The following is an 18,364-nucleotide window of genomic DNA, read 5'->3' on the forward strand; positions in this document are numbered from 1 at the left end:
GTCACACCCACCAGCCGTCCCGAGCCCGCTATTCCAGCGGCTTCAGCCCGCCCAGCAGCGTCGGCAGCAATTCGCTGACGGTGGGATGGATGTGCACCGTTTCCATCATGGTCGTATAGGGCGTGCCCGCGGCCATCAGCTGCAGCAGGGAATGCACCACCTCATCGCCGCCAATGCCCAGGATGGCCGCGCCAAGGATCTGCTTGCTCCTGGCATCCACCAGCACCTTCATCAGGCCCTGTGTTTCGCTCCGCTCGCGGGCGCGCGCCACCTTGCTCATGGGCATCACGGCCATCAGCGCCTTCTTGCCCGATTGCCGCACCTCCGCCTCGCTCATGCCGATACGGCCGAGCGGGGGATCGATAAACAGGCCATAGACGGGGATGCGCCCCTTGATCGAGCGCTTGCCGCCGTCCAGCACGTTGTTCGCCACCACCTCGAAGTCATTATAGGAAGTGTGCGTAAAGGCGCCGCGCCCATTGACGTCGCCCATGGCCCAGATGCCGTCCACCTTGGTGCGCAGGTGATCGTCGACCGGGATAAAGCCCCGCGCATCCGTTGCCAGCCCCGCCGCCCCGAGGTTGAGGCCGGCCGTGTTGGGCGTCCGCCCCAGCGCCACCAGGAAATGCGTGCCCTCCACCGACGCCCGCTTCTTGCCCGTCTGCAGCGACAGGAGGATGCCGTGCCCCGCCTTGGCCACCGCCTCGATCGTGGTGTCGAAGAGGAAGGTGACACCCTCCGCCTCCAGAATCGAACGAATGGCGGCCGAAATGTCCTCGTCCTCGCGGCTGGCGGGGCGCGGCCCGCGCTCGATCACCGTCACCTTGGCGCCGAAGCGCGCATACATCTGCGCAAATTCCAACCCGACATAGCTGGCGCCGGCAATGATCAGGTGGCCCGGCAGGGTGTCGAGCTGCATCATCGAGCTATTGGTGAGATAGGGCACGCTGTGGATGCCCGGCCAGTCCGGCACGGTGGCCGAAGCGCCGGTATTGATGAAGATCTGCGGCGCCATCAGCCGCCGCTTGCCCACGGCCACTTCGGTGGGGGAGACGAAGCTCCCCGCGCCCTTGATGAATTCGAGCGTCTTGAGGCTCGCCACCCAGTCGGTGAGGCTCTTGATCGAGGCGCCGACCACCTTGTCCTTGCGCGCCTTGACCGCCTTCATGTCGACGGTGATGGGCCCGCCCACGCGCACGCCGAGGTCGCCGGCGCGGCGCACCGTCCAGGCCGCCCGGGCGGAGGCGACGAGGGTCTTAGTGGGCGTGCAGCCATCGTTGACGCAGGTGCCGCCCAGATGCTCCCGTTCGACCAGCGCCACCTTGCGTCCCGCCTCGGCAAGCCTGGCGGCAAGAAAGGGGCCCGACTGGCCCGCGCCGATCACGATGGCATCGAACTGTTCAGACATGAAAAACTCCGCAGGCGCAGATTACGAGATAGGGGCGACAGGCGCCAGCAGGATAACCACGAGCCACCACCTCCCACAGCACGTCCCGCCACAGCGCGTCCCGCCACAGCACGTCACCCCCCACAGCGCGTCCCATCCTCACAGCACGTCATACCTCCCACAGCATGTCACCCTCGGGCTCGACCCGAGGGCTCTATACTTATGATGCTGTAGCAAAGTCTAACGTCCTCGGCTCAAGCCCGAGGATGACGTTCAGCGGGGTGCCAACTCAACTGCAGCCCTATCCCACCTGCGCAATCGGCGTATGCCGCGGCATGCGGTTCCAGGCATCGAGCGCGGCAATCTTGTAGGCCTCGGCCAGCGTCGGATAGTTGAAGGCGTTCTCCACGAAATATTCCAGCGTCCCGCCCAGGTTCAGCACCGCCTGGCCGATATGGATCAGTTCGGTCGCGCCCTCGCCCACGATGTGGACCCCGAGGAGCTTGCGGCTGTCGAGCGCGAAGATCATCTTCATCATGCCCGACTGCAGCCCCATGATATGGCCGCGCGAGGTTTCGCGAAAACGGGCGACGCCCGCCTCATAGGGAATGTTCTGCGCCCGCACCTGCTGTTCGGTCAGGCCTACGGTCGAGATTTCCGGCACGGCATAGATGCCATAGGGGAAGAATTCCGGCGCCGGCGGCATGGGCGCACCACAGGCATGGAGCGCTGCGATCCGGCCCTGTTCCATCGACGTCGAGGCCAGCGAGGGCCAGCCGATCACGTCGCCGGCGGCATAGATGTTGCGTACGCTGGTCTGGAAGGTCACGGGATCGACCTTGAGCCGGCCGCGATCGACCGGGGTGATGCCCGTATTCTCCAGGCCCAGGTTCGCCGTGGCGCCCGAGCGCCCGGCGGCATAAAGCAGCATGTCCGAACGAAGGCGCCGTCCGTCCGCGAGGATCGAGATCGGCCAGCCCTGCTCGTCGAGCTCGACGCTTTCCACCTTGGCGCCGAGGCGAATGGTCATGCCGCGCTTGCGCAGGTCATGGGTGAATTCCTCGATGATCTCGCGATCGATGAAGTCGAGGATCGTGTCCTTGGGCTCGATGATGGTCACCGGCACGTCGAGGGCCGAAAAGATCGTGGCATATTCGATGCCGATCACCCCCGCACCCACCACCGTCAGGCTGCGCGGCACGCGCGGCTCGGAGACGAGGCTATCGCTATCGAGTACCGAATAGTCGTTGAAGGGAATGTTGGCTGGCCGGTAGGGCGTCGTGCCCACCGCGATCACCGCATGATCGAAGCTGAACGTGGTCTCGTCGCCATCGGGCGCCGTCACCACGACATGGTTGGTATCGGCAAATCGCGCCATGCCGCCAAAGGTGCGCACGCCATTGCGGTTGAACTGATGCTCGAGCACCTGGATCTCGTGGTCCAGCGTCATGCGCAGCCGCGCCCCGAGATCCTTGCCCTCGATGTCCTTCTTGACGCGATAGGAGAGGCCATAAAAGCCCCGCTCGCGCCAGCCCGAAAGGTTGAGCACCGTTTCGCGCAGCGTCTTGGACGGGATCGTGCCGGTATGCACCGACACGCCACCCAGGCGCAGGCGGTTTTCCACCACCAGCACCGATTTGCCGAGCTTGGCCGCCTGCACCGCAGCACGGCGCCCGGCCGGGCCACTGCCGATGACGATGATGTTGAAATGATTCAAGACGACCTCGATTCGACGCTGCCAAGCCCTAGATCAAGAATGTGACGCCGACGCAAACGTTGCAACGTGTGCCCAGAGCAGGGCTGGGTTGCTGGCGAAAACCGATCCGACAGGGCACCCACCAGCCGTCACCCTCGGGCTCGATCCGAGGGCTCTACACTTGCGGAACGAGGTTGAAGCAAAGACCCTCGGGGCAAGCCCGAGGGTGACGCTCCGGGGCTGGCACTCACTCCCGGCGCTCACCAGAAGAAGGTCCTAGCTTCCTCTAGCCGCGATGTAGAAGTCGTCTCCCTCCCCCTTGAGGGGAGGGATCAAGGGTGGGGGTTCTGCGCCTTCCACCCGCTCAGGCGCCAGTCAATCCGCCGGAACCCCCACCCTCACTCCCTCCCCTCAAGGGGGAGGCTGGGAGGGGGTGTTGTTTAGCCCCTGTCCATCCACCCCACCACCAGCCTTCACCCTCGGGCTCGACCCGAGGGTGACGTTCGGCGATTGCACTCACACAAACTTATCCCCGCCCCCTCTTGCCCGGCATATCCTCCTCCCATCCACCCCGCGCAGGCGGCCTGCAGGCGACAGTGGCGGGAGTGGGCCGGGCGCATGGCGACGTCAGCCAGGGCGGGTCGAGGCATGGGCCGGAATCTTCGCGAGCGTTGGAGATCCCGCGAGTCCCGTGTCCGGCATAAAACCGGACGTCCCGAGACGGCAATCGTCTCACACTATAATCCCACAGAGGCGAAAGCCGTCTCGGGATCCGCCTTCGCAGCCGGTCTGCGAAGCAAGCGAAAACCGCAACCCAGGCGGCGCTTTTGCACGCCCGCTCATTGACACATGAACGCTCGCCGCTATGGTCCCGCCAGCATCAAAGAGGACCCCGCCCCATGTCGCATGCCGATCTCGCCAAGACCATCGATGACGCCTTCGAGGCGCGCGCCGAGCTCGGCTTCAACACCCAGGGGCCGGTGCGCGAGGCGGTCAACGAAGCGCTGCGGCTCCTCGACAAGGGTGAAGCCCGCGTCGCCGAAAAGGTTGATGGCCAGTGGCAGGTGCATCAATGGCTAAAAAAGGCCGTCCTGCTCAATTTCCGCCTCAACGACAACCGGCTGATCGAGGGCGCAGCGGGCGGTTCGCACTTTTGGGACAAGGTCCCGACCAAGTTCGAGGGCTGGAGCGAGAACACCTTCCGCGAGGCCGGCTTCCGCGCCGTGCCGGGCGCCGTGGTGCGCAGCCCCGCCTTTATCGCCCGCAACGTCGTCCTCATGCCCAGCTTCGTCAATGTCGGCGCCTATGTCGATGAAGGCACGATGGTGGATACCTGGGCCACGGTGGGCTCCTGCGCCCAGATCGGCAAGAACGTCCACCTTTCGGGCGGCGTCGGCATCGGCGGCGTGCTTGAGCCGCTGCAGGCCGGCCCCACCATCATCGAAGACAATTGCTTCATCGGCGCCCGCTCCGAAGTCGTGGAGGGCGTCGTGGTCGGCGAAGGCTCGGTCATCTCCATGGGCGTCTTCATCGGCGCCTCGACCAAGATCGTCGACCGCGCCACCGGCGAAATCCACATGGGCAAGGTGCCCCCCTATTCCGTGGTCGTCTCGGGCTCGCTCCCCGGCAAGCCGCTGCCCAATGGCCAGCCCGGCCCCAACCTCTACTGCGCCGTGATCGTCAAGACGGTGGACGCCCAGACCCGGAGCAAGACCGGCATCAACGAGCTCCTGCGCGACTGATGGCCATCGATCCCGTCGAGCTGCTCGAGCGCCTCATCGCCTGCCCCTCGGTCACCCCGGCCGAAGCCGGCGTGCTCGACCTGCTCGCGCGGGAACTCACGGCGATCGGCTTCACCGTCACCCGCCTGCGCTTTGACGGCGACGGCTCCTACGAAGTCGACAACCTCTTTGCCATCCGCGGCGATGGGGGCCGGCGGCTCCTCCTTGCCGGCCATACCGATGTGGTGCCGCCCGGTGATCTCGCCACCTGGAGCGCCCATCCGTTCACGCCGCGCCAGCATGAGGGGAAACTCTATGGCCGCGGCACGGCCGACATGAAGTCGGGGATCGCCGCCATGGTGGCCGCCGCGGCCGCGGTGCCGGCCGACGCGGGCACGGTGATGCTGGCCATCACCAACGATGAAGAGGCCGATGCGGTCAACGGCACGGCCAAGCTCATGGCATGGGCCGAGGCGCAGCAGCAGCATTTCGACTTTGCCATTGTGGGCGAACCCAGCTCGGCAGCGTTCCTGGGTGACAGCATCAAGATCGGCCGGCGCGGGTCCTTTTCGGGCACCATCATCGTTTCGGGCGTGCAGGGTCATGTCGCCTATCCCGACAAGGCCAACAATCCGCTGCCGGCGCTGGCGCGCATCGTTTCCGCGCTCGACACGCCGCTGGACGAAGGCACCACCCATTTCCCGGCCAGCAATCTCGAAGTCACCTCGATTGATGTCGGCAATCCCATCGGCAATGTCATTCCGGCCGCCGGCACCATCCGCTTCAACATCCGCTTCAACGACCTTTGGGCCCCAGACACATTGCGGCAGTGGGTCGAGACGCGCATTGCCAGCGTCGACCTCAAGGGCGCGACTGCGACCTTCGCCGTCTCCGGCGTGCCGTCGCGCAGTTTCCTGTCGCCACTCAGCGATGACGTCGCGCGGCTCGGCGACAGCATAGAGGCCGTAACCGGCATTCGCCCCGCCTATTCCACCGGCGGCGGCACCTCGGATGCCCGCTTCATCGCGCAGTATGGGCCGGTGGTCGAATGTGGCCTGGTCGGCACCAGCATGCACAAGGCCGACGAGCATATCCTGGTCAGCGACCTCACCGGCTTGACCGAAATCTACCGCAACTTCATGCTGCGCTTTTTCGGGGCGTCCGCATGAAACTCTGGTCGGCCGTCAGCAACGCCGCTTTCGGCTGGGCGATGATCCTGCGGGGCGAGCCCGGCTGGCGTGACCGCTTTACCCTCACCCCCGCCGGTGTTGCCACGGCGCTGATCGTTTTCGCCCTTGTCGCCTTTGTCGCCGTCGCCATCGCCGCCATGGGCATCGGCATGCCCAGCCTCCCCGGCGTCCTTGCCGCCATCCTGGTCCTGGCCGTGCCGATCCTCGCCCTCTGGCTGGCCCTGGTATTCACGCGCAAGCTGCTGAAGCAAGGCACGCCCTTCCTGCCCATCCTCGTGCCCGGCGTCTATGCCCTTACCGCCTTCCTTCTCGTGGAAGGTTTCCTTGCCATGATCGGCGGTCCCATCGTGATGCTGGCCTGGGCCGGCATGGGCTACCTCGTTTATTGCCTCGCCCGCCGCGCGACCGAATGGAATACCGGCATTGCTGCGGCATTTTCAGTTTTGAGCGTGGTGCTGCTTGTCGCCCTGCGCATGGCGCTCTACATGCTGAGCACCCTTGCTCCGCCGATCTGACATCGAGAGTTTCCTTGGCCAAACCGACCACCTTCCTCGATGAAATGACCGCGGCGATGCGCGGCTGCGCCGCTCTGGTGATGGGCCGGCGCGAAGCCTCCAGCTTCTTCGATTTCAGCCAGCGCGGCCTTGTCGGCAGCCTGATCGCCACGACCATCGCCATGGCGCTCGCCGGTTTCGGGCCCTTGCTGCTGGGCGTTCCGCTTCCTTCAGGGGCTGCGACGCAGTCGATCATCGTCAACTTCGTCCTCTTCGTCACCCAAGCGGTCACCGCCATGATCGCCCTGCGCCAGATGGGGCGGCAGGACGGCTTCATCCCCTATTTCGTCGCCTCCAACTGGGTGACCCTCGCTTCGGCGCTGATGCTGCTGGTCTCGACGCTGTTCGGACCGCTGGGCATGATCCTGCTGCTGTTCATCGCAGTCTTTGCCATCCTCACCTTCATCAACATCGGCCGTTTCATCGTGACGCTGAAGCCGGTGCAGATCGCCTTGCTCTTCCTGTCGCAGGCCGTCGGGGTGTTCCTGGCCATCGGCCTTGTCACGCTGGCCCTCGGCCCGCCGGTCGCCTAGTAGCTGACGCCGGTGAGATAAAGCCCGGCAGCGGGCGCCATCGCCCCGCAGCGGCGGCGGTCGCGGGCATCGAGCGCCGCCCGGAAATCGGCGGGCGACCACTTGCCCTCGCCCACGAGGCGCAGCGAACCCACCATCGAGCGCACCTGATGGTGCAAAAAGCTCCGCGCGCTGGCCGTGATCACCACATGGTCCATTTCCCCCCGGACGAAAAACTTATCCAACGTCCGCAAAGGCGAGTTAGCCTGGCATTCCGATGAGCGGAACGTGGTGAAGTCATGGAGGCCCAGGATCAGACTTGCAGCATGGTCCATGGCCTCGGTGTCGAGCGGCTTGGGAATGTGCCAGACATGGTCGCGCTCGATCACCGGTGGCGCCCGGCGCGTGAGGATGCGGTATTCGTAATGCCGCGCCGTAGCCGAAAACCGCGCCTCGAAACTATCGGGCACCGCCTCGGCGGCGATGATGGCGATGGGATCGGGCCGCAGATGGTAGTTCAGCGCCTCGCGGATGCGAAACGGGTCCCACTCCCTGCTGAGATCAAAATGCGCCACCTGCCCCAGCGCATGCACGCCGGCGTCGGTGCGGCCCGCCGCCTGGGTGGTGACCGTCTCCCCCGCCATGCGGAAGATCGCCTCCTCCAGCGCCTGCTGCACACTGGGCCGATCCGCCTGCCGCTGCCAGCCCGAAAAGAGGGTTCCGTCATATTCGATGGTGAGCTTATACCTGTAGGTGAGGATGGGAGACACTCATGGCTTTGGTTCGACGGTTCGAAAAGCTCGATAGTGAGCGTAATCAGCTACACCAAGAGGTTGAAGCTCGGTACGCTATCTTCGAGCGTGATGGCGTTGGTTTTGTTCAGATCAATACCTACGGGCGGCCGGATCGAGAAATGCCGGGCATCGCGTCTCAGTCTATTCAACTTGATCGTCAAGGAGCCGAAGCGTTGGTCGACATTTTACGACGCGCCTTTTCGATCAACTAACCCGCTCCGGCAGCTCCCCTGCTCCGCGCAAGAACGTTTGCGCGTCCATGGCACCCTTGCCTTCGCGCTGCACCTGCGTCAGGCGGACCGCGCCGGTGCCGCAAGCCACAGTCAGGTTGTCGAGCAGCGTTCCAGGCGCCCCACTGCCCGTGCCCAAGGTCGAGCGCAACGCCTTCACCCGCACCGGCTTGCCGCCGAGCTCCAGCTCGAACCAGGCACCAGGAAAGGGCGAGAGGCCGCGGATATGGTTGTGAACCTCGTCGGCCGGCCGCGACCAGTCGATGCGCGCCTCGGCCTTCTCGATCTTTTTGGCATAGATCGCGCCCTGTTCGGGCTGCGGCGTGAAGTCGAGGCTGCCGCGCTCGAGCGCCGCCAGCGCCCGGCCCATGAGGTCGGCGCCCGTCCGCATCATCGTGTCGTGCAACTCGCCCGCGGTCATGTCGGGCCCGATCGGAGTCACTTCGCCCAGGGCCACCGGCCCAGTATCGAGCCCCTCGTCCATCTGCATGACCATGACGCCGGTCTGCGCGTCCCCCGCCATCACCGCCCGCTGGATCGGCGCCGCCCCGCGCCAGCGCGGCAAGAGCGAACCGTGGAGGTTGAGGCAGCCCAGTTCGGGCGCATCGAGAATGGGCTTGGGCAAGAGCAGCCCATAGGCCACGACGATCGCAACATCGGCGCCATGGCTGGCAAACACAATCTGCTCGGCCTCGCCCCGGAGCGACTTGGGCGTGAACACCGGCAGCCCGAACCCTTCGGCCGCCAGATGCACCGGCGACTTGCGCTCCTCCTGCCCGCGTCCGGCAGGCTTGGGCGCACGGGTATAGACCGCCACGACCTCATGGCCCGAAGAGACGATCTCGGTCAGCGTGGGAACGGAAAATTCCGGCGTGCCCATGAAAATGACGCGCATTGGCAAACTCCTGGGCACGACCTCGTCCTTCGACAGGCTCAGGATGAGGTCTTCGGCAAACGCAGTGAACGAGCAGTAGGCCTCATGGTGAGCTTGTCGAACCACGAGGCCGTGGCATTAGCCGGCAGCTCGCTTGGCCTGCTTGTCGAACTTCTTGATCACCCGGTCGCGCTTGAGGCGGCTGAGGTAGTCGATATAGAGCACGCCATCAAGGTGATCGAGTTCGTGCTGGATGCAGACGGCGAGCTTGCCCTCGGCCACCTTCTCCACCTGGTTGCCGTCGAGATCGGTATAGGTCACCGTCACGTCGTTGGGCCGCTCGACCTCGTAATAGAGCTCGGGGATAGAGAGGCACCCTTCCTCGGTCACCTGCATCTGCTCGCCGAAATGGGTGATCTCGGGGTTGATCATCACCAGCGGGTCCGGCTTTTCGCCCTCGGGCGCCACGTCCATCACCACGATGCGCTTCATCACGCCGATCTGCGGCGCGGCGAGGCCGATGCCGGGCGCATCATACATGGTCTCCAGCATGTCCTTGGCCAGCGTCTTGATCTCGTCGTCCACCTCGACGATCGGATCGGCGACGGCGCGCAGGCGCGCATCGGGAATGACAAGAATGGGGCGGATAGCCATGGCATTGGTCCGGCAAAGAGGGATTTTCCCTTCGATATGGTATTTCCGCCTCCGGGGTCAACCATGACGCGGAACCGCGCTCCCTTCCCGTCGTTGCCCGCTGAGGAGGAACACCCCATGGCTCACACCTATGAAGGCGGATGCCGCTGCGGCGCGGTGCGCTACACCCTGACCGGCGAGCCCTACAAGTCGGGCCTCTGCCACTGCACCGAATGCCGCAAAGAAACCGGCTCACCTTTTCTTTATTATGCCGACTGGCGGCGTGACCAGTTCACCGTCACCGGCGACTATGCGACCTATGAAGGCCGCAGCTTCTGCCCGGTTTGCGGCGGAACGCTGTTTCATCTCAGCGACGACCATGTCGAAATAGCCCTGGGCTCACTTGACGAGGCGCCGGTTGCCATCGTGCCGCAACGGGAAGGCTGGATCAAACGCCGCGAACCCTGGCTGGTCGCGGTTGTGGATGCAGGGCAATTCCGCGAGGACACCGACGTCTAGAACATTCCGCGAACAGGCGAATCGGCTTAGACTTGGGAAATGGACACCGTCGTTTTCGCCATTGCCGGCTTCCCTGTAACCCTTGCCATGGCCCTGGCCGCGGCTGGAGCAACGATCGCCGTCGGCGCCCTTGTCGCCGTCATCATTCTCTCTGGCAGCAGTGCAAGGCGCGCGGCCGAGGCCGGTGAGCAGTTGGTGGGGCAACTGCGCGAGAGCTTTGCCACCCAACTGGCTGACCGGGACCGGCGCATCGGCGAACTGGACCATCAGGTGCGGGTGGAGCGCGAGCGCGGTGCGGACCAGATCGAGCGGCTGCAGGAAAAGAATGCCGAACTCCTGGCCGAGTTGTCCGCCGCCCAGGCCCGCATGGCCGAACAGGCCGCACAGGCCCAGGCCAGCGAGGCGCGGTTCCTCCAGGCCCGGCAGCAGATGACCGACGAGTTCAAGGCCATTGCCGGCGAGGTGCTCAAGAACCAGAGCGAGACCTTCACCAGACAAAATCGTGAGCAGGTCGACACGCTGCTCAAGCCGCTCAACGACAAGATCGGCGAGTTCCATAAGGGGCTGATCGAAGATCGCTCCACCATGGGCGAGCGCATCCGCCAATTGCTGGAAAGCAATACCCAGATCACCACCGAGGCCAATAACCTGACCCGCGCGCTCAAGGGAAATGCGCAGACGCAGGGCGCCTGGGGCGAAATGATCCTTTCGACCATCCTGGAGCGGTCGGGCCTGAGGGAGGGCGAGCAGTATCTGACGCAGCAGAGCCATGCCGGCACCGACGGCTCGCGACTACGCACCGATGTCGAAATCCTGATGCCCAACGACGACCGGCTGGTGATCGACTCCAAGGTGTCACTGACCGCTTTCGAGGCTTACACCAACTGCGCGGACGACACGCGCGACGTCCACCTGCAGGCGCATCTGGTTTCCGTACGCGGCCATATCCGTACGCTGGGCGAGAAGACCTACCACAAGCACGCCAAGTCCAGCCTCGACTATGTCATGATGTTCGTGCCGATCGAGAGCGCCCTGGCGACGGCCATCCAGGCCGATCCGAAGCTCGTTGAATATGGCATGAGCCAGGGCGTGATGCTGACCACGCCGACGACGCTGATGACCGTGCTGCGCACCGTGCGCAATGTCTGGGACATCGAAAAGCGCCATCGCAATGCCGACGAGATCGCTGAGCGGGCGGGAGCGCTTTACGAGAAGGTCGCAGGGTTTCTTGCCAGCATGGACAAGGTCGGCGAAAGTCTCGACAAGGCCCAGCAGAACTATGCCAAGGCCAAGGACCAGCTTTCCTCGGGCCGCGGCAATGTCGTGCGCCAGGTGGAAATGCTGCGCGAACTCGGAGCCAAGACCGGCAAGACGCTCCCGGCCGGCTGGGATGGCGGCGCCGAGGAAGCGCCGCTGCTCAGGATCGTCGGCAAGGACGAACCGGGCGACCTCGCCTAGTCGAGGCTGAGCTCGCTCCGGCTCTTGAGCACCTTATCCCCGTCCGCCTGTTCTATGAGATAAGCAGGCTCCTTCTGGCTCGCCTCGCGGGTCACTTCCGTGCCCTTGATGGTGCGGGTCACCTTGCTGGTGAAGCGCTCCACGATCTTGCCATGGGCGGTATTGGCGCCCCACTTCCAGCTCACCTTGGAGCCTTTGCGAATGGATCTGGTCAATGTTCTTGCCTCCGTTTGGGGAGACGAACGCACGGCAGCGCTGCCGGTTCGCCCAGAGGAGTTGATCGCCCCCGTCTGAACCTGACCGGTGCTGGGGCGTTGTCGCTCAGACCACTTGAAAGGAGTTCACTCCATGGCACCCAATAATCCAGGCCATATCATTCCCCAGGATATCCAGCCCGGCGACGCATCCGAAGCCTTCGGCCTTGCCGAGCCCTATACGCAGACCGAGATCGAAGACCTGCTTTACGGCGATGACCGCCCCGCCAGCCACCGCCTGGCCCGCCTGCGCGAACTGCGCGAAGAGGCCACCGTGCGCGAAAGCGGCGACTGGGGCGACCAGGATCCGGCAGCGTCCCTGGACGAACTCGATCGCGCCATCGACGAGCTCAGCGCCATGATCGCCAATGGCGATGACGGCGACGACTATGCCGGCCTCGCGCCCACCTTCGACAACGATCCCAATGACCGCCTTGATGCCCTGTCGCCCGACGATGAAGACAGCCGCCACGCCATCGAAGGCGACGACGTGGACGAAGAGGAGCTTGCTCCCCTCGACGAGACCGAATGGGAAGACGGCGATGGCTTCCGCCCCGAAAAGGGCGTGCACTAGATCGTGCCCAACAGCCCCCTCCCCGCCTCCCCCTTCCCAGAGGGAGGTGCCGATCTGTGCATGAGCACGATCGTGCCACAAGAGTGGAGCCACCCCTCCCCCTCTAGGGGGAGGCTGGGAGGGGGTGACGGTTAGCCACTAACATGACCGAAAAAGGTCAAATCACCGTCCGCGCCCGCAACGCCTGGCTCAGCGTCCCTTCGTCGAGATAGTCAAGTTCACCCCCCACCGGCACGCCATGCGCCAGCCGCGTGACCTTGGCCCCCGAACCCGCCAGCCGATCGGTGATGTAGTGGGCCGTCGTCTGCCCCTCCACCGTGGCATTGACGGCGAGGACAATCTCACCGAACTGCGGGGCCCGCGCGATCAAGGCATCGGCGCTGATGTCATCCGGCCCCACGCCATCGAGCGGCGACAGGACGCCGCCCAGCACGTGGTACTTCACCAGCCCCACCCCTGCCCGTTCCAGCGCCCAGAGATCGGAAACATCCTCCACCACGATCAGCATGCTATTATCGCGGCGTGGATCGGCGCAGATGGAACAGGGGCTCTTGGTATCGATATTGCCGCAAACCTCGCAGGTGCGCACCGCCGCAACGGCACGGTCCAGTGCGGCCGACAGGGGCAACATCAGCTGCTCCTTCTTTTTCACCAGATGCAGCACGGCCCGCCGTGCCGAGCGGGGTCCAAGCCCCGGCAGGCGCGCCAGGAGCTGGATCAGCTGTTCGATCTCGGGTCCGCCGGTAGCCAATTGCTAGAACGGGAACTTCATGCCCGGCGGGATGGGAAGCCCTGCGGTAACTTCGCTCATCTTGCGCTGCATCTCGGCTTCCGACTTGGCCTTGGCGTCGGCATGGGCGGCGATGATCAGGTCCTCGAGCACCTCGACATCGTCTTCCTTGAACAGGGACGGGTCGATCTTGACGCCCTTGAGGTCACCCTTGCCCGAAAGCGAGACAGTGACCATGCCGCCGCCGGAACGGCCTTCCACCACCAGTTCGGCAAGCTCGGCCTGCATGGCCTCCATCTTGCCCTTCATCTCGCTGGCGGCCTTCATCATTCCCATGATGTCTTTCATTCGTCGTCCTCTTCTTGTGGGGGCGGTGGCAGATCCGGTTCGGCAGCGACGGCATCGTCGCGCACCTTCACGTTGACCAGCTTGGCGCCGGGGAAAGTTTCGAGAATGGCTTTGACCAGCGGGTCGTCATGCGCGGCGGCATGAGCTGCCTCGACCCGCTGCTGCTTTTCCTGTTTCAGCGTCAGGCCCTCGGGCGGCTTGCTCGAGACGTTGACCAGCCAGCGCTGGCCGGTCCACAGCTGCAGCCGCGCCGACAGTGTTGCGATGATGCCTGGGTCGACCCCGTCGGCCAGCGCCACCTCGATCCGTCCCTGTTCAAAGGACACAGGGCGCATCGAGCCTTCCAGCGCCAGCTTGACCAGCACATCGCGCTTGGCCTGGGCCAGGGCAATCAGCTCCTTGTAGGAACTGACGGTGGAAAAGGCGGGCACCACTTCAGGCTTGGCCACCGCCTGCGGCACGGCAGGCTGAGTGGCAACAGCCTCGGTCATCACCGGGCGCGGCGCCCCGACGCGCATGGCCGAAGCGCCGCCGCCACCACTGGAGGTGGGACGACCGAGGGGCGCCGCAGGCGGCAGGCTCGGTGCAGGCGCCGGCTGGTTGGCCAGCTTGGCGATGAGTTCATCAGGGCTGGGCAAGTCCGCAGCATAGGCCAGGCGGATCAATGCCATCTCGGCCGCCTGCAAACCGTTGCTGGCCCGCGCGACTTCCTCGTGGCCTTTGAACAGGATTTGCCAGGCCCGCGTCAGCGCGCGCATTGGCAGCCGGGCAGCGAGTTCAGCACCGCGCCGCCGCTCGTCTGGCGTCAGCGACACATCGTCGGCGGCAGCGGGCACGACCTTGATCCGGGTAACGAGGTGGGTGAAATCGGCAAGGTCCGCCACCAGCGTCTGCGGATCGGCACCCAGGTCATAGAGCGCGCGCATGGTTTCGATGGCCTGCCCCACCTGCCCACCCATCAGTTCCTCGAAGAGGTCGATAACGCGTGCCCGGTCGCCGAGGCCGAGCATGGACTTGACGGTGGCCGCTGTCACCGTGCCATTGCCATGGGCAATGGCCTGGTCCAGCAGCGAAAGGTTGTCGCGTGCCGAGCCTTCGCCGGCCCGCACGATCATGGCCAGCGCCTCGGGTTCGAAGCTGATGCCCTCTTGCCCCAGGATCGACTCGAGGTAGGCCGTCATGATCTCGGGCGTGATCCGGCGCAGGTCGAAGCGCATGCAGCGGGAAAGGATCGTCACCGGCACCTTGCGGATTTCGGTGGTGGCGAAGATGAACTTCACGTAGGGCGGCGGTTCTTCGAGAGTCTTGAGCAGCCCGTTGAAGGCCGCCGTCGAGAGCATGTGCACTTCGTCGATGACATAGACTTTGTAGGGCGCCGACGAGGGCGCGTATTTCACCGAGTCGATGATCTCGCGAATGTCGTTGATGCCGGTATTGCTGGCGGCGTCCATCTCGATGACGTCGACATGGCGTCCCTCGATGATAGCGCGGCAATGCTCGCCCTCGACGCTGAGGTCGAGCGTCGGATGCGGCCCAGAGGCATCTTCATAGTTAAAGGCACGGGCCAGGATGCGCGCCGTGGTGGTCTTGCCCACGCCGCGGACGCCGGTCAGGATAAAGGCGTGGTGGATGCGGTTCTGCGCAAAGGCATTGCCCAGCGTCTGCACCATCGCGTCTTGGCCGACAAGCGTGGTGAAGTCGCGCGGCCGGTATTTGCGGGCGAGAACGAGATAGGGCGAGGTCGGTGCGTCAGCCATCGAGCCCTTCCACTGCTGGCATGCTGGAGAATCTGCCTGGAGCCATGGCTCATCATAGGGCGAAGTAGGAGGCTGGCAACGACCCGTGAAGGTCTCGTTGGGGCTGCTTCCTTCCGGACCTGACCCGGTTGGCGAGGAACACGTCCGCGCCAACCTCCCGACCCGCTATATGCGAACAAATGTCCCCAAAGGCAAGAGCGGCGCACCGATTTGAACGCATCCTCTTTCCTCCGCGGCCATTGCACCTTAACTGCGGAGGCAGACGATATGCCGCTCAAGGAGAAGCCGGAACATGGCCAGACGCCGCCCCACGCCCCTACGCACTTCCGTGGAAGATGTTGCAGCGTCCAAGCGCGCCCCCTCGACGCCGCAGACCGAGTCACCGGCATTCCGACTCGCCTTTGCCGACGACGACTTCATGACTTCGGAAGACACGCGCGGCATCCGCTTTCAGCTCGAATACCTCAAACCCGAATACCGCCTGCGCGAACAGGGGATCAACTCCACCGTCGTCCTGTTCGGCGGCGCGCGCATCCCAGCACCTGGCAAGCCGGCTTGGGCGGCCAAGAACGAGGTGCAGAAAGCCAATCTCGAAGCCGCATCCATCTACTATGACGAGGCGCGTGAATTCGCCCGGCTGGCATCGACTACCTCCAAGGCGCTCGACTTCAAGGAATTCGTGGTCACCACCGGTGGCGGGCCCGGAGTCATGGAAGCGGGCAATCGCGGCGCGGCCGATGTCGGCGCACCATCGATCGGGCTCAACATTGTCCTGCCGCACGAGCAGGCGCCCAACCTCTTCGTCACCCCCGAGCTCAGCTTCAACTTTCACTATTTCGCGACGCGCAAGATCCACTTCCTGATGCGCGCCAAGGCCGTGGCGGTGTTTCCCGGCGGCTTCGGCACCCTTGACGAGTTTTTCGAAACCCTGACGCTGATCCAGACCGGCCGTATGGACAAGATCCCGCTGCTGCTCTTTGGCGCGGAGTTCTGGGGCAAGGTCATCAATTTTGAGGCGCTGGCCGAAGCCGGCACCATCGCGCCCAACGACCCGCACCTGTTCCATGTCGTCGACACGGCGCAGGAAGGCTGGGAAGTGGTGCGCCGGTTCTACGACCTGCCCGTCACCAACGAGCCACCGCGCGGCGACTAACGCCTATTTCGGTTCGCTGGCGGGGTAGACGCCGAGGATACGGAACTGGTCGGTGAAAAAGCTCAGTTCCTCGAAGGCATGCTGCACACCCACGTCGGACGGGTGGCCCTCGATATCGGCATAGAACTGGGTAGCGGTGAAGGCGCCGCCCACCATATAGCTTTCGAGTTTGGTCATGTTGATGCCATTGGTGGCAAAGCCGCCCATGGCCTTGTAGAGCGCGGCCGGGACGTTGCGGACGCGGAACACAAAGGTGGTCTTGACCTTGCCCGAGCCTGCTGGTGCCTCCTGCTTGTCCCGCGACATTACAAGGAAGCGGGTGGTGTTGTGCCCTTCATCCTCGATATTGGCCTGCAGCAGGTCCAGTCCATAGATTTCACCGGCGAGGCGCGAACCGATGGCAGCAACAGTCTTGTCACCCTTGGCGGCGACCTCGCGGGCAGAACCGGCCGTGTCGGCGCCGTTGATGGTGCGCAGGTTGTGCTGGGCAATGAACTTGCGGCACTGCCCCAGCGCCGGCGGCTGCGACTGCACCGCCGTCAGGTCGGCAATGGTCGCGCCGGGCACGCCCAGGAGGTTCATCTCGATACGAAGATAGGTCTCGCCGATGATGAAGAGGCCGCTTTCGGGCAGCAGGTGGTGAATGTCGGTGATGCGGCCATAGAGCGAGTTCTCGACCGGCAATACCGCCCGGTCCGCCTCGCCCGACTGCACCGCAGCCATCGCCTCTTCAAAGGTCACTTTAGGCACAAAGCTCGCGTCAGGGAAAACGCCGCGCGCGGCAGCGTGGCTGAAGGCACCGGGTTCACCCTGGAAGGCGATCTTCATGGTCATGGCAGTCCCTGCAATGGAGGCGAGTGGCTTTTGAACCGAGGCCGGGATGGAGTCAATTGAACCGCGGTCAAAGCTATGGCGTTGGGTGCGGTGGGGAAATGTCGCAGCGCCGCTTTGAGTGGTTGCACCACTCTAACCGACCGACTATCTTCCGCGCGCGTCGGACCCCTCGTTGAGCAGATTTCCCCCGGGATATCGGAAGTTGGGCGGAGTTCGCATATCGTCCATAGGGGATGGACTGGCAGAGAGTTTCAAATGGATTCGTTCGAGCTAAACAAGATCATGGGCGCCGTGCTCGGCACGCTGCTGTTCGTCATGGGCGCCGGCTTTGTCGCTGAAGCCATCTACCATCCCATCGAGAACCGTGGGCCCGGCTACGCCCTCCCCGAACCGGAAGTCGCAGCCGAAGGCGGCGAAGCCGTCGCCGAAGCCCCGGCCGTTCCGCTCGGCGTCCTCTTGGCGAGCGCCAGCGTCGAACGCGGGCAGGCTGCAGTGCGCAAGTGCCAGTCCTGCCACAACTTCGGTGAAGGCGAACCCAACAAACAGGGTCCCCACCTCTATGGCGTCGTCGGCCGCCTCGAAGGCTCCGTGCCGGACTTCGCCTATTCGGAAGGCATGATGGCGCATAACGCTGCCGGCGATGTCTGGACCTATGAGAACCTCGACCACTTCCTCACCAAGCCCAGCGACTACGTGCCCGGCACCAAGATGAACTTTGCCGGTGTGCGCACCGCTGAAGAACGCGCCGACATCCTGGCATATCTCCAGACCCTGTCGCCCGATCCGGTGCCGTTCCCGGCTGCCGATGTCGCTCCAGCAGAAGCGCCTGCGGCTGACGAAGGCGAAACCGACGCAGGGGCGCCTGCCGCCGAAGCTGCCGGTACTCAGCAGCCTGAACATACAACGCCGACCGATCCGGCTGCAGACCAGCCCGGCAACGCCACCGAGCCCTCCGCTCCGGCCGAGGTCAATGACACGCCGACGACCACTCAAAGCGAAACGCCCGTGGTCGGCACCCCGACCGGCAGCGGCGTTCCTGCGCCCAATGCTGGCGCAACGCCCACCACCACGCCGGCGCCTGCCAATCCACCCGAAGCCGAGCCTGCTCCAGCGGGCGCGACCGTGCAGTAGTGGCTGCCGGATAAC

General features: G+C 64.6%; 19 protein-coding genes, 1 other RNA gene and 1 pseudogene. 10 read left to right on the forward strand and 11 right to left on the reverse strand.

Annotation, left to right across the window (positions count from 1 at the left end):
* Positions 1-28: 28 nt before the first annotated feature.
* Both VIL88_RS07010 and sthA read right to left on the reverse strand, forming a co-directional pair.
* Positions 29-1,408 (reverse strand): FAD-containing oxidoreductase, encoded by a 1,380-nt coding sequence (locus VIL88_RS07010; RefSeq protein WP_331987251.1) that lies wholly within the window; start codon positions 1,406-1,408, stop codon positions 29-31.
* 280 nt (positions 1,409-1,688) lie between these two features.
* Positions 1,689-3,104 carry a Si-specific NAD(P)(+) transhydrogenase gene (gene sthA / locus VIL88_RS07015; RefSeq protein ID WP_331987253.1) on the reverse strand — a complete coding sequence of 472 codons (1,416 nt, stop codon included), beginning with the start codon at positions 3,102-3,104 and terminating at the stop codon, positions 1,689-1,691.
* A gap of 878 nt (positions 3,105-3,982) precedes the next feature.
* On the opposite strand from sthA, the gene dapD reads away from it, so the two are divergent.
* The 4 genes from dapD to VIL88_RS07035 are packed head-to-tail and all read left to right on the forward strand — an operon-like array spanning position 3,983 to position 7,081.
* Entirely contained in the window at positions 3,983-4,825 is an 843-nt protein-coding gene (dapD, locus tag VIL88_RS07020; RefSeq protein WP_331987254.1) for a 2,3,4,5-tetrahydropyridine-2,6-dicarboxylate N-succinyltransferase, read from the forward strand.
* Entirely contained in the window at positions 4,825-5,973 is a 1,149-nt protein-coding gene (gene dapE, locus VIL88_RS07025; RefSeq protein WP_331987255.1) for a succinyl-diaminopimelate desuccinylase, read from the forward strand. Before dapD ends, dapE begins: the two co-directional genes overlap by 1 nt.
* Entirely contained in the window at positions 5,970-6,509 is a 540-nt protein-coding gene (locus VIL88_RS07030) for a hypothetical protein (RefSeq protein ID WP_331987257.1), read from the forward strand. The genes dapE and VIL88_RS07030 overlap by 4 nt, the downstream gene beginning before the upstream one ends.
* Before the next feature lie 14 nt (positions 6,510-6,523).
* Positions 6,524-7,081 carry a hypothetical protein gene (locus VIL88_RS07035; RefSeq protein ID WP_331987258.1) on the forward strand — a complete coding sequence of 186 codons (558 nt, stop codon included), beginning with the start codon at positions 6,524-6,526 and terminating at the stop codon, positions 7,079-7,081.
* Here VIL88_RS07035 and truA read toward each other — a convergent pair.
* The gene (truA, locus tag VIL88_RS07040) at positions 7,078-7,830 is read right to left on the reverse strand and encodes a tRNA pseudouridine(38-40) synthase TruA (RefSeq protein ID WP_331987259.1); all 753 of its coding nucleotides are present in this window, start codon (positions 7,828-7,830) and stop codon (positions 7,078-7,080) included. The genes VIL88_RS07035 and truA overlap by 4 nt on opposite strands.
* Positions 7,831-7,832: 2 nt before the next feature.
* On the opposite strand from truA, the gene VIL88_RS07045 reads away from it, so the two are divergent.
* Complete coding sequence (locus VIL88_RS07045) at positions 7,833-8,066, forward strand: methionyl-tRNA formyltransferase (RefSeq protein ID WP_331987261.1); 234 nt, start codon at positions 7,833-7,835, stop codon at positions 8,064-8,066.
* Here the strand turns inward: VIL88_RS07045 and fmt are convergent.
* Positions 8,059-8,979, reverse strand: a complete 921-nt coding sequence (gene fmt / locus VIL88_RS07050; protein ID WP_331987262.1) for a methionyl-tRNA formyltransferase — start codon at positions 8,977-8,979, stop codon at positions 8,059-8,061. The genes VIL88_RS07045 and fmt overlap by 8 nt on opposite strands.
* Positions 8,980-9,096: 117 nt before the next feature.
* Entirely contained in the window at positions 9,097-9,612 is a 516-nt protein-coding gene (gene def, locus VIL88_RS07055; protein ID WP_331987263.1) for a peptide deformylase, read from the reverse strand.
* Positions 9,613-9,729: 117 nt separating this feature from the next.
* Here def and VIL88_RS07060 point away from each other — a divergent pair, with 117 nt between their 5' ends.
* Both VIL88_RS07060 and VIL88_RS07065 read left to right on the forward strand, forming a co-directional pair.
* On the forward strand, positions 9,730-10,110 hold the full coding sequence (locus VIL88_RS07060) for a GFA family protein (protein WP_331987265.1): 381 nt from the start codon (positions 9,730-9,732) through the stop codon (positions 10,108-10,110).
* Positions 10,111-10,149: 39 nt separating this feature from the next.
* A complete protein-coding gene (locus VIL88_RS07065; RefSeq protein WP_331987266.1) occupies positions 10,150-11,568 on the forward strand; it encodes a DNA recombination protein RmuC in 1,419 nt (472 codons plus the stop codon).
* Here the strand turns inward: VIL88_RS07065 and VIL88_RS07070 are convergent.
* Positions 11,565-11,783, reverse strand: coding sequence for a DUF2945 domain-containing protein (locus VIL88_RS07070; protein ID WP_331987267.1), 219 nt, complete (start codon positions 11,781-11,783; stop codon positions 11,565-11,567). The two genes, VIL88_RS07065 and VIL88_RS07070, sit on opposite strands and share 4 nt — an antisense overlap.
* Positions 11,784-11,916: 133 nt before the next feature.
* On the opposite strand from VIL88_RS07070, the gene VIL88_RS07075 reads away from it, so the two are divergent.
* Positions 11,917-12,396, forward strand: coding sequence for a hypothetical protein (locus tag VIL88_RS07075; protein ID WP_331987269.1), 480 nt, complete (start codon positions 11,917-11,919; stop codon positions 12,394-12,396).
* A gap of 157 nt (positions 12,397-12,553) precedes the next feature.
* Here the strand turns inward: VIL88_RS07075 and recR are convergent, their stop codons facing one another.
* The 4 genes and pseudogenes from recR to ffs form a co-directional block, all read right to left on the reverse strand.
* Positions 12,554-13,147 carry a recombination mediator RecR gene (gene recR / locus VIL88_RS07080; protein ID WP_331987271.1) on the reverse strand — a complete coding sequence of 198 codons (594 nt, stop codon included), beginning with the start codon at positions 13,145-13,147 and terminating at the stop codon, positions 12,554-12,556.
* A gap of 3 nt (positions 13,148-13,150) precedes the next feature.
* Complete coding sequence (locus VIL88_RS07085) at positions 13,151-13,474, reverse strand: YbaB/EbfC family nucleoid-associated protein (protein ID WP_331987273.1); 324 nt, start codon at positions 13,472-13,474, stop codon at positions 13,151-13,153.
* A pseudogene (locus tag VIL88_RS07090) lies at positions 13,471-15,237 on the reverse strand (DNA polymerase III subunit gamma/tau); the annotation flags it as partial. The pseudogene VIL88_RS07090 and the gene VIL88_RS07085, both read right to left, overlap by 4 nt.
* 57 nt (positions 15,238-15,294) lie before the next feature.
* Positions 15,295-15,390: signal recognition particle sRNA small type (gene ffs, locus VIL88_RS07095), an RNA gene on the reverse strand.
* A gap of 133 nt (positions 15,391-15,523) precedes the next feature.
* On the opposite strand from ffs, the gene VIL88_RS07100 reads away from it, so the two are divergent.
* A complete protein-coding gene (locus tag VIL88_RS07100) occupies positions 15,524-16,384 on the forward strand; it encodes an LOG family protein (RefSeq protein WP_331987275.1) in 861 nt (286 codons plus the stop codon).
* Between the two features lie 3 nt (positions 16,385-16,387).
* Here VIL88_RS07100 and VIL88_RS07105 read toward each other — a convergent pair whose 3' ends face one another.
* Positions 16,388-17,218, reverse strand: coding sequence for a prephenate dehydratase (locus tag VIL88_RS07105; protein ID WP_331987277.1), 831 nt, complete (start codon positions 17,216-17,218; stop codon positions 16,388-16,390).
* 255 nt (positions 17,219-17,473) lie between these two features.
* Here VIL88_RS07105 and VIL88_RS07110 point away from each other — a divergent pair, with 255 nt between their 5' ends.
* On the forward strand, positions 17,474-18,349 hold the full coding sequence (locus VIL88_RS07110; protein ID WP_331987279.1) for a cytochrome c family protein: 876 nt from the start codon (positions 17,474-17,476) through the stop codon (positions 18,347-18,349).
* Positions 18,350-18,364 lie beyond the last annotated feature (15 nt).

This window comes from Devosia sp., from assembly GCF_036563435.1.
Classification (GTDB): domain Bacteria; phylum Pseudomonadota; class Alphaproteobacteria; order Rhizobiales; family Devosiaceae; genus Devosia.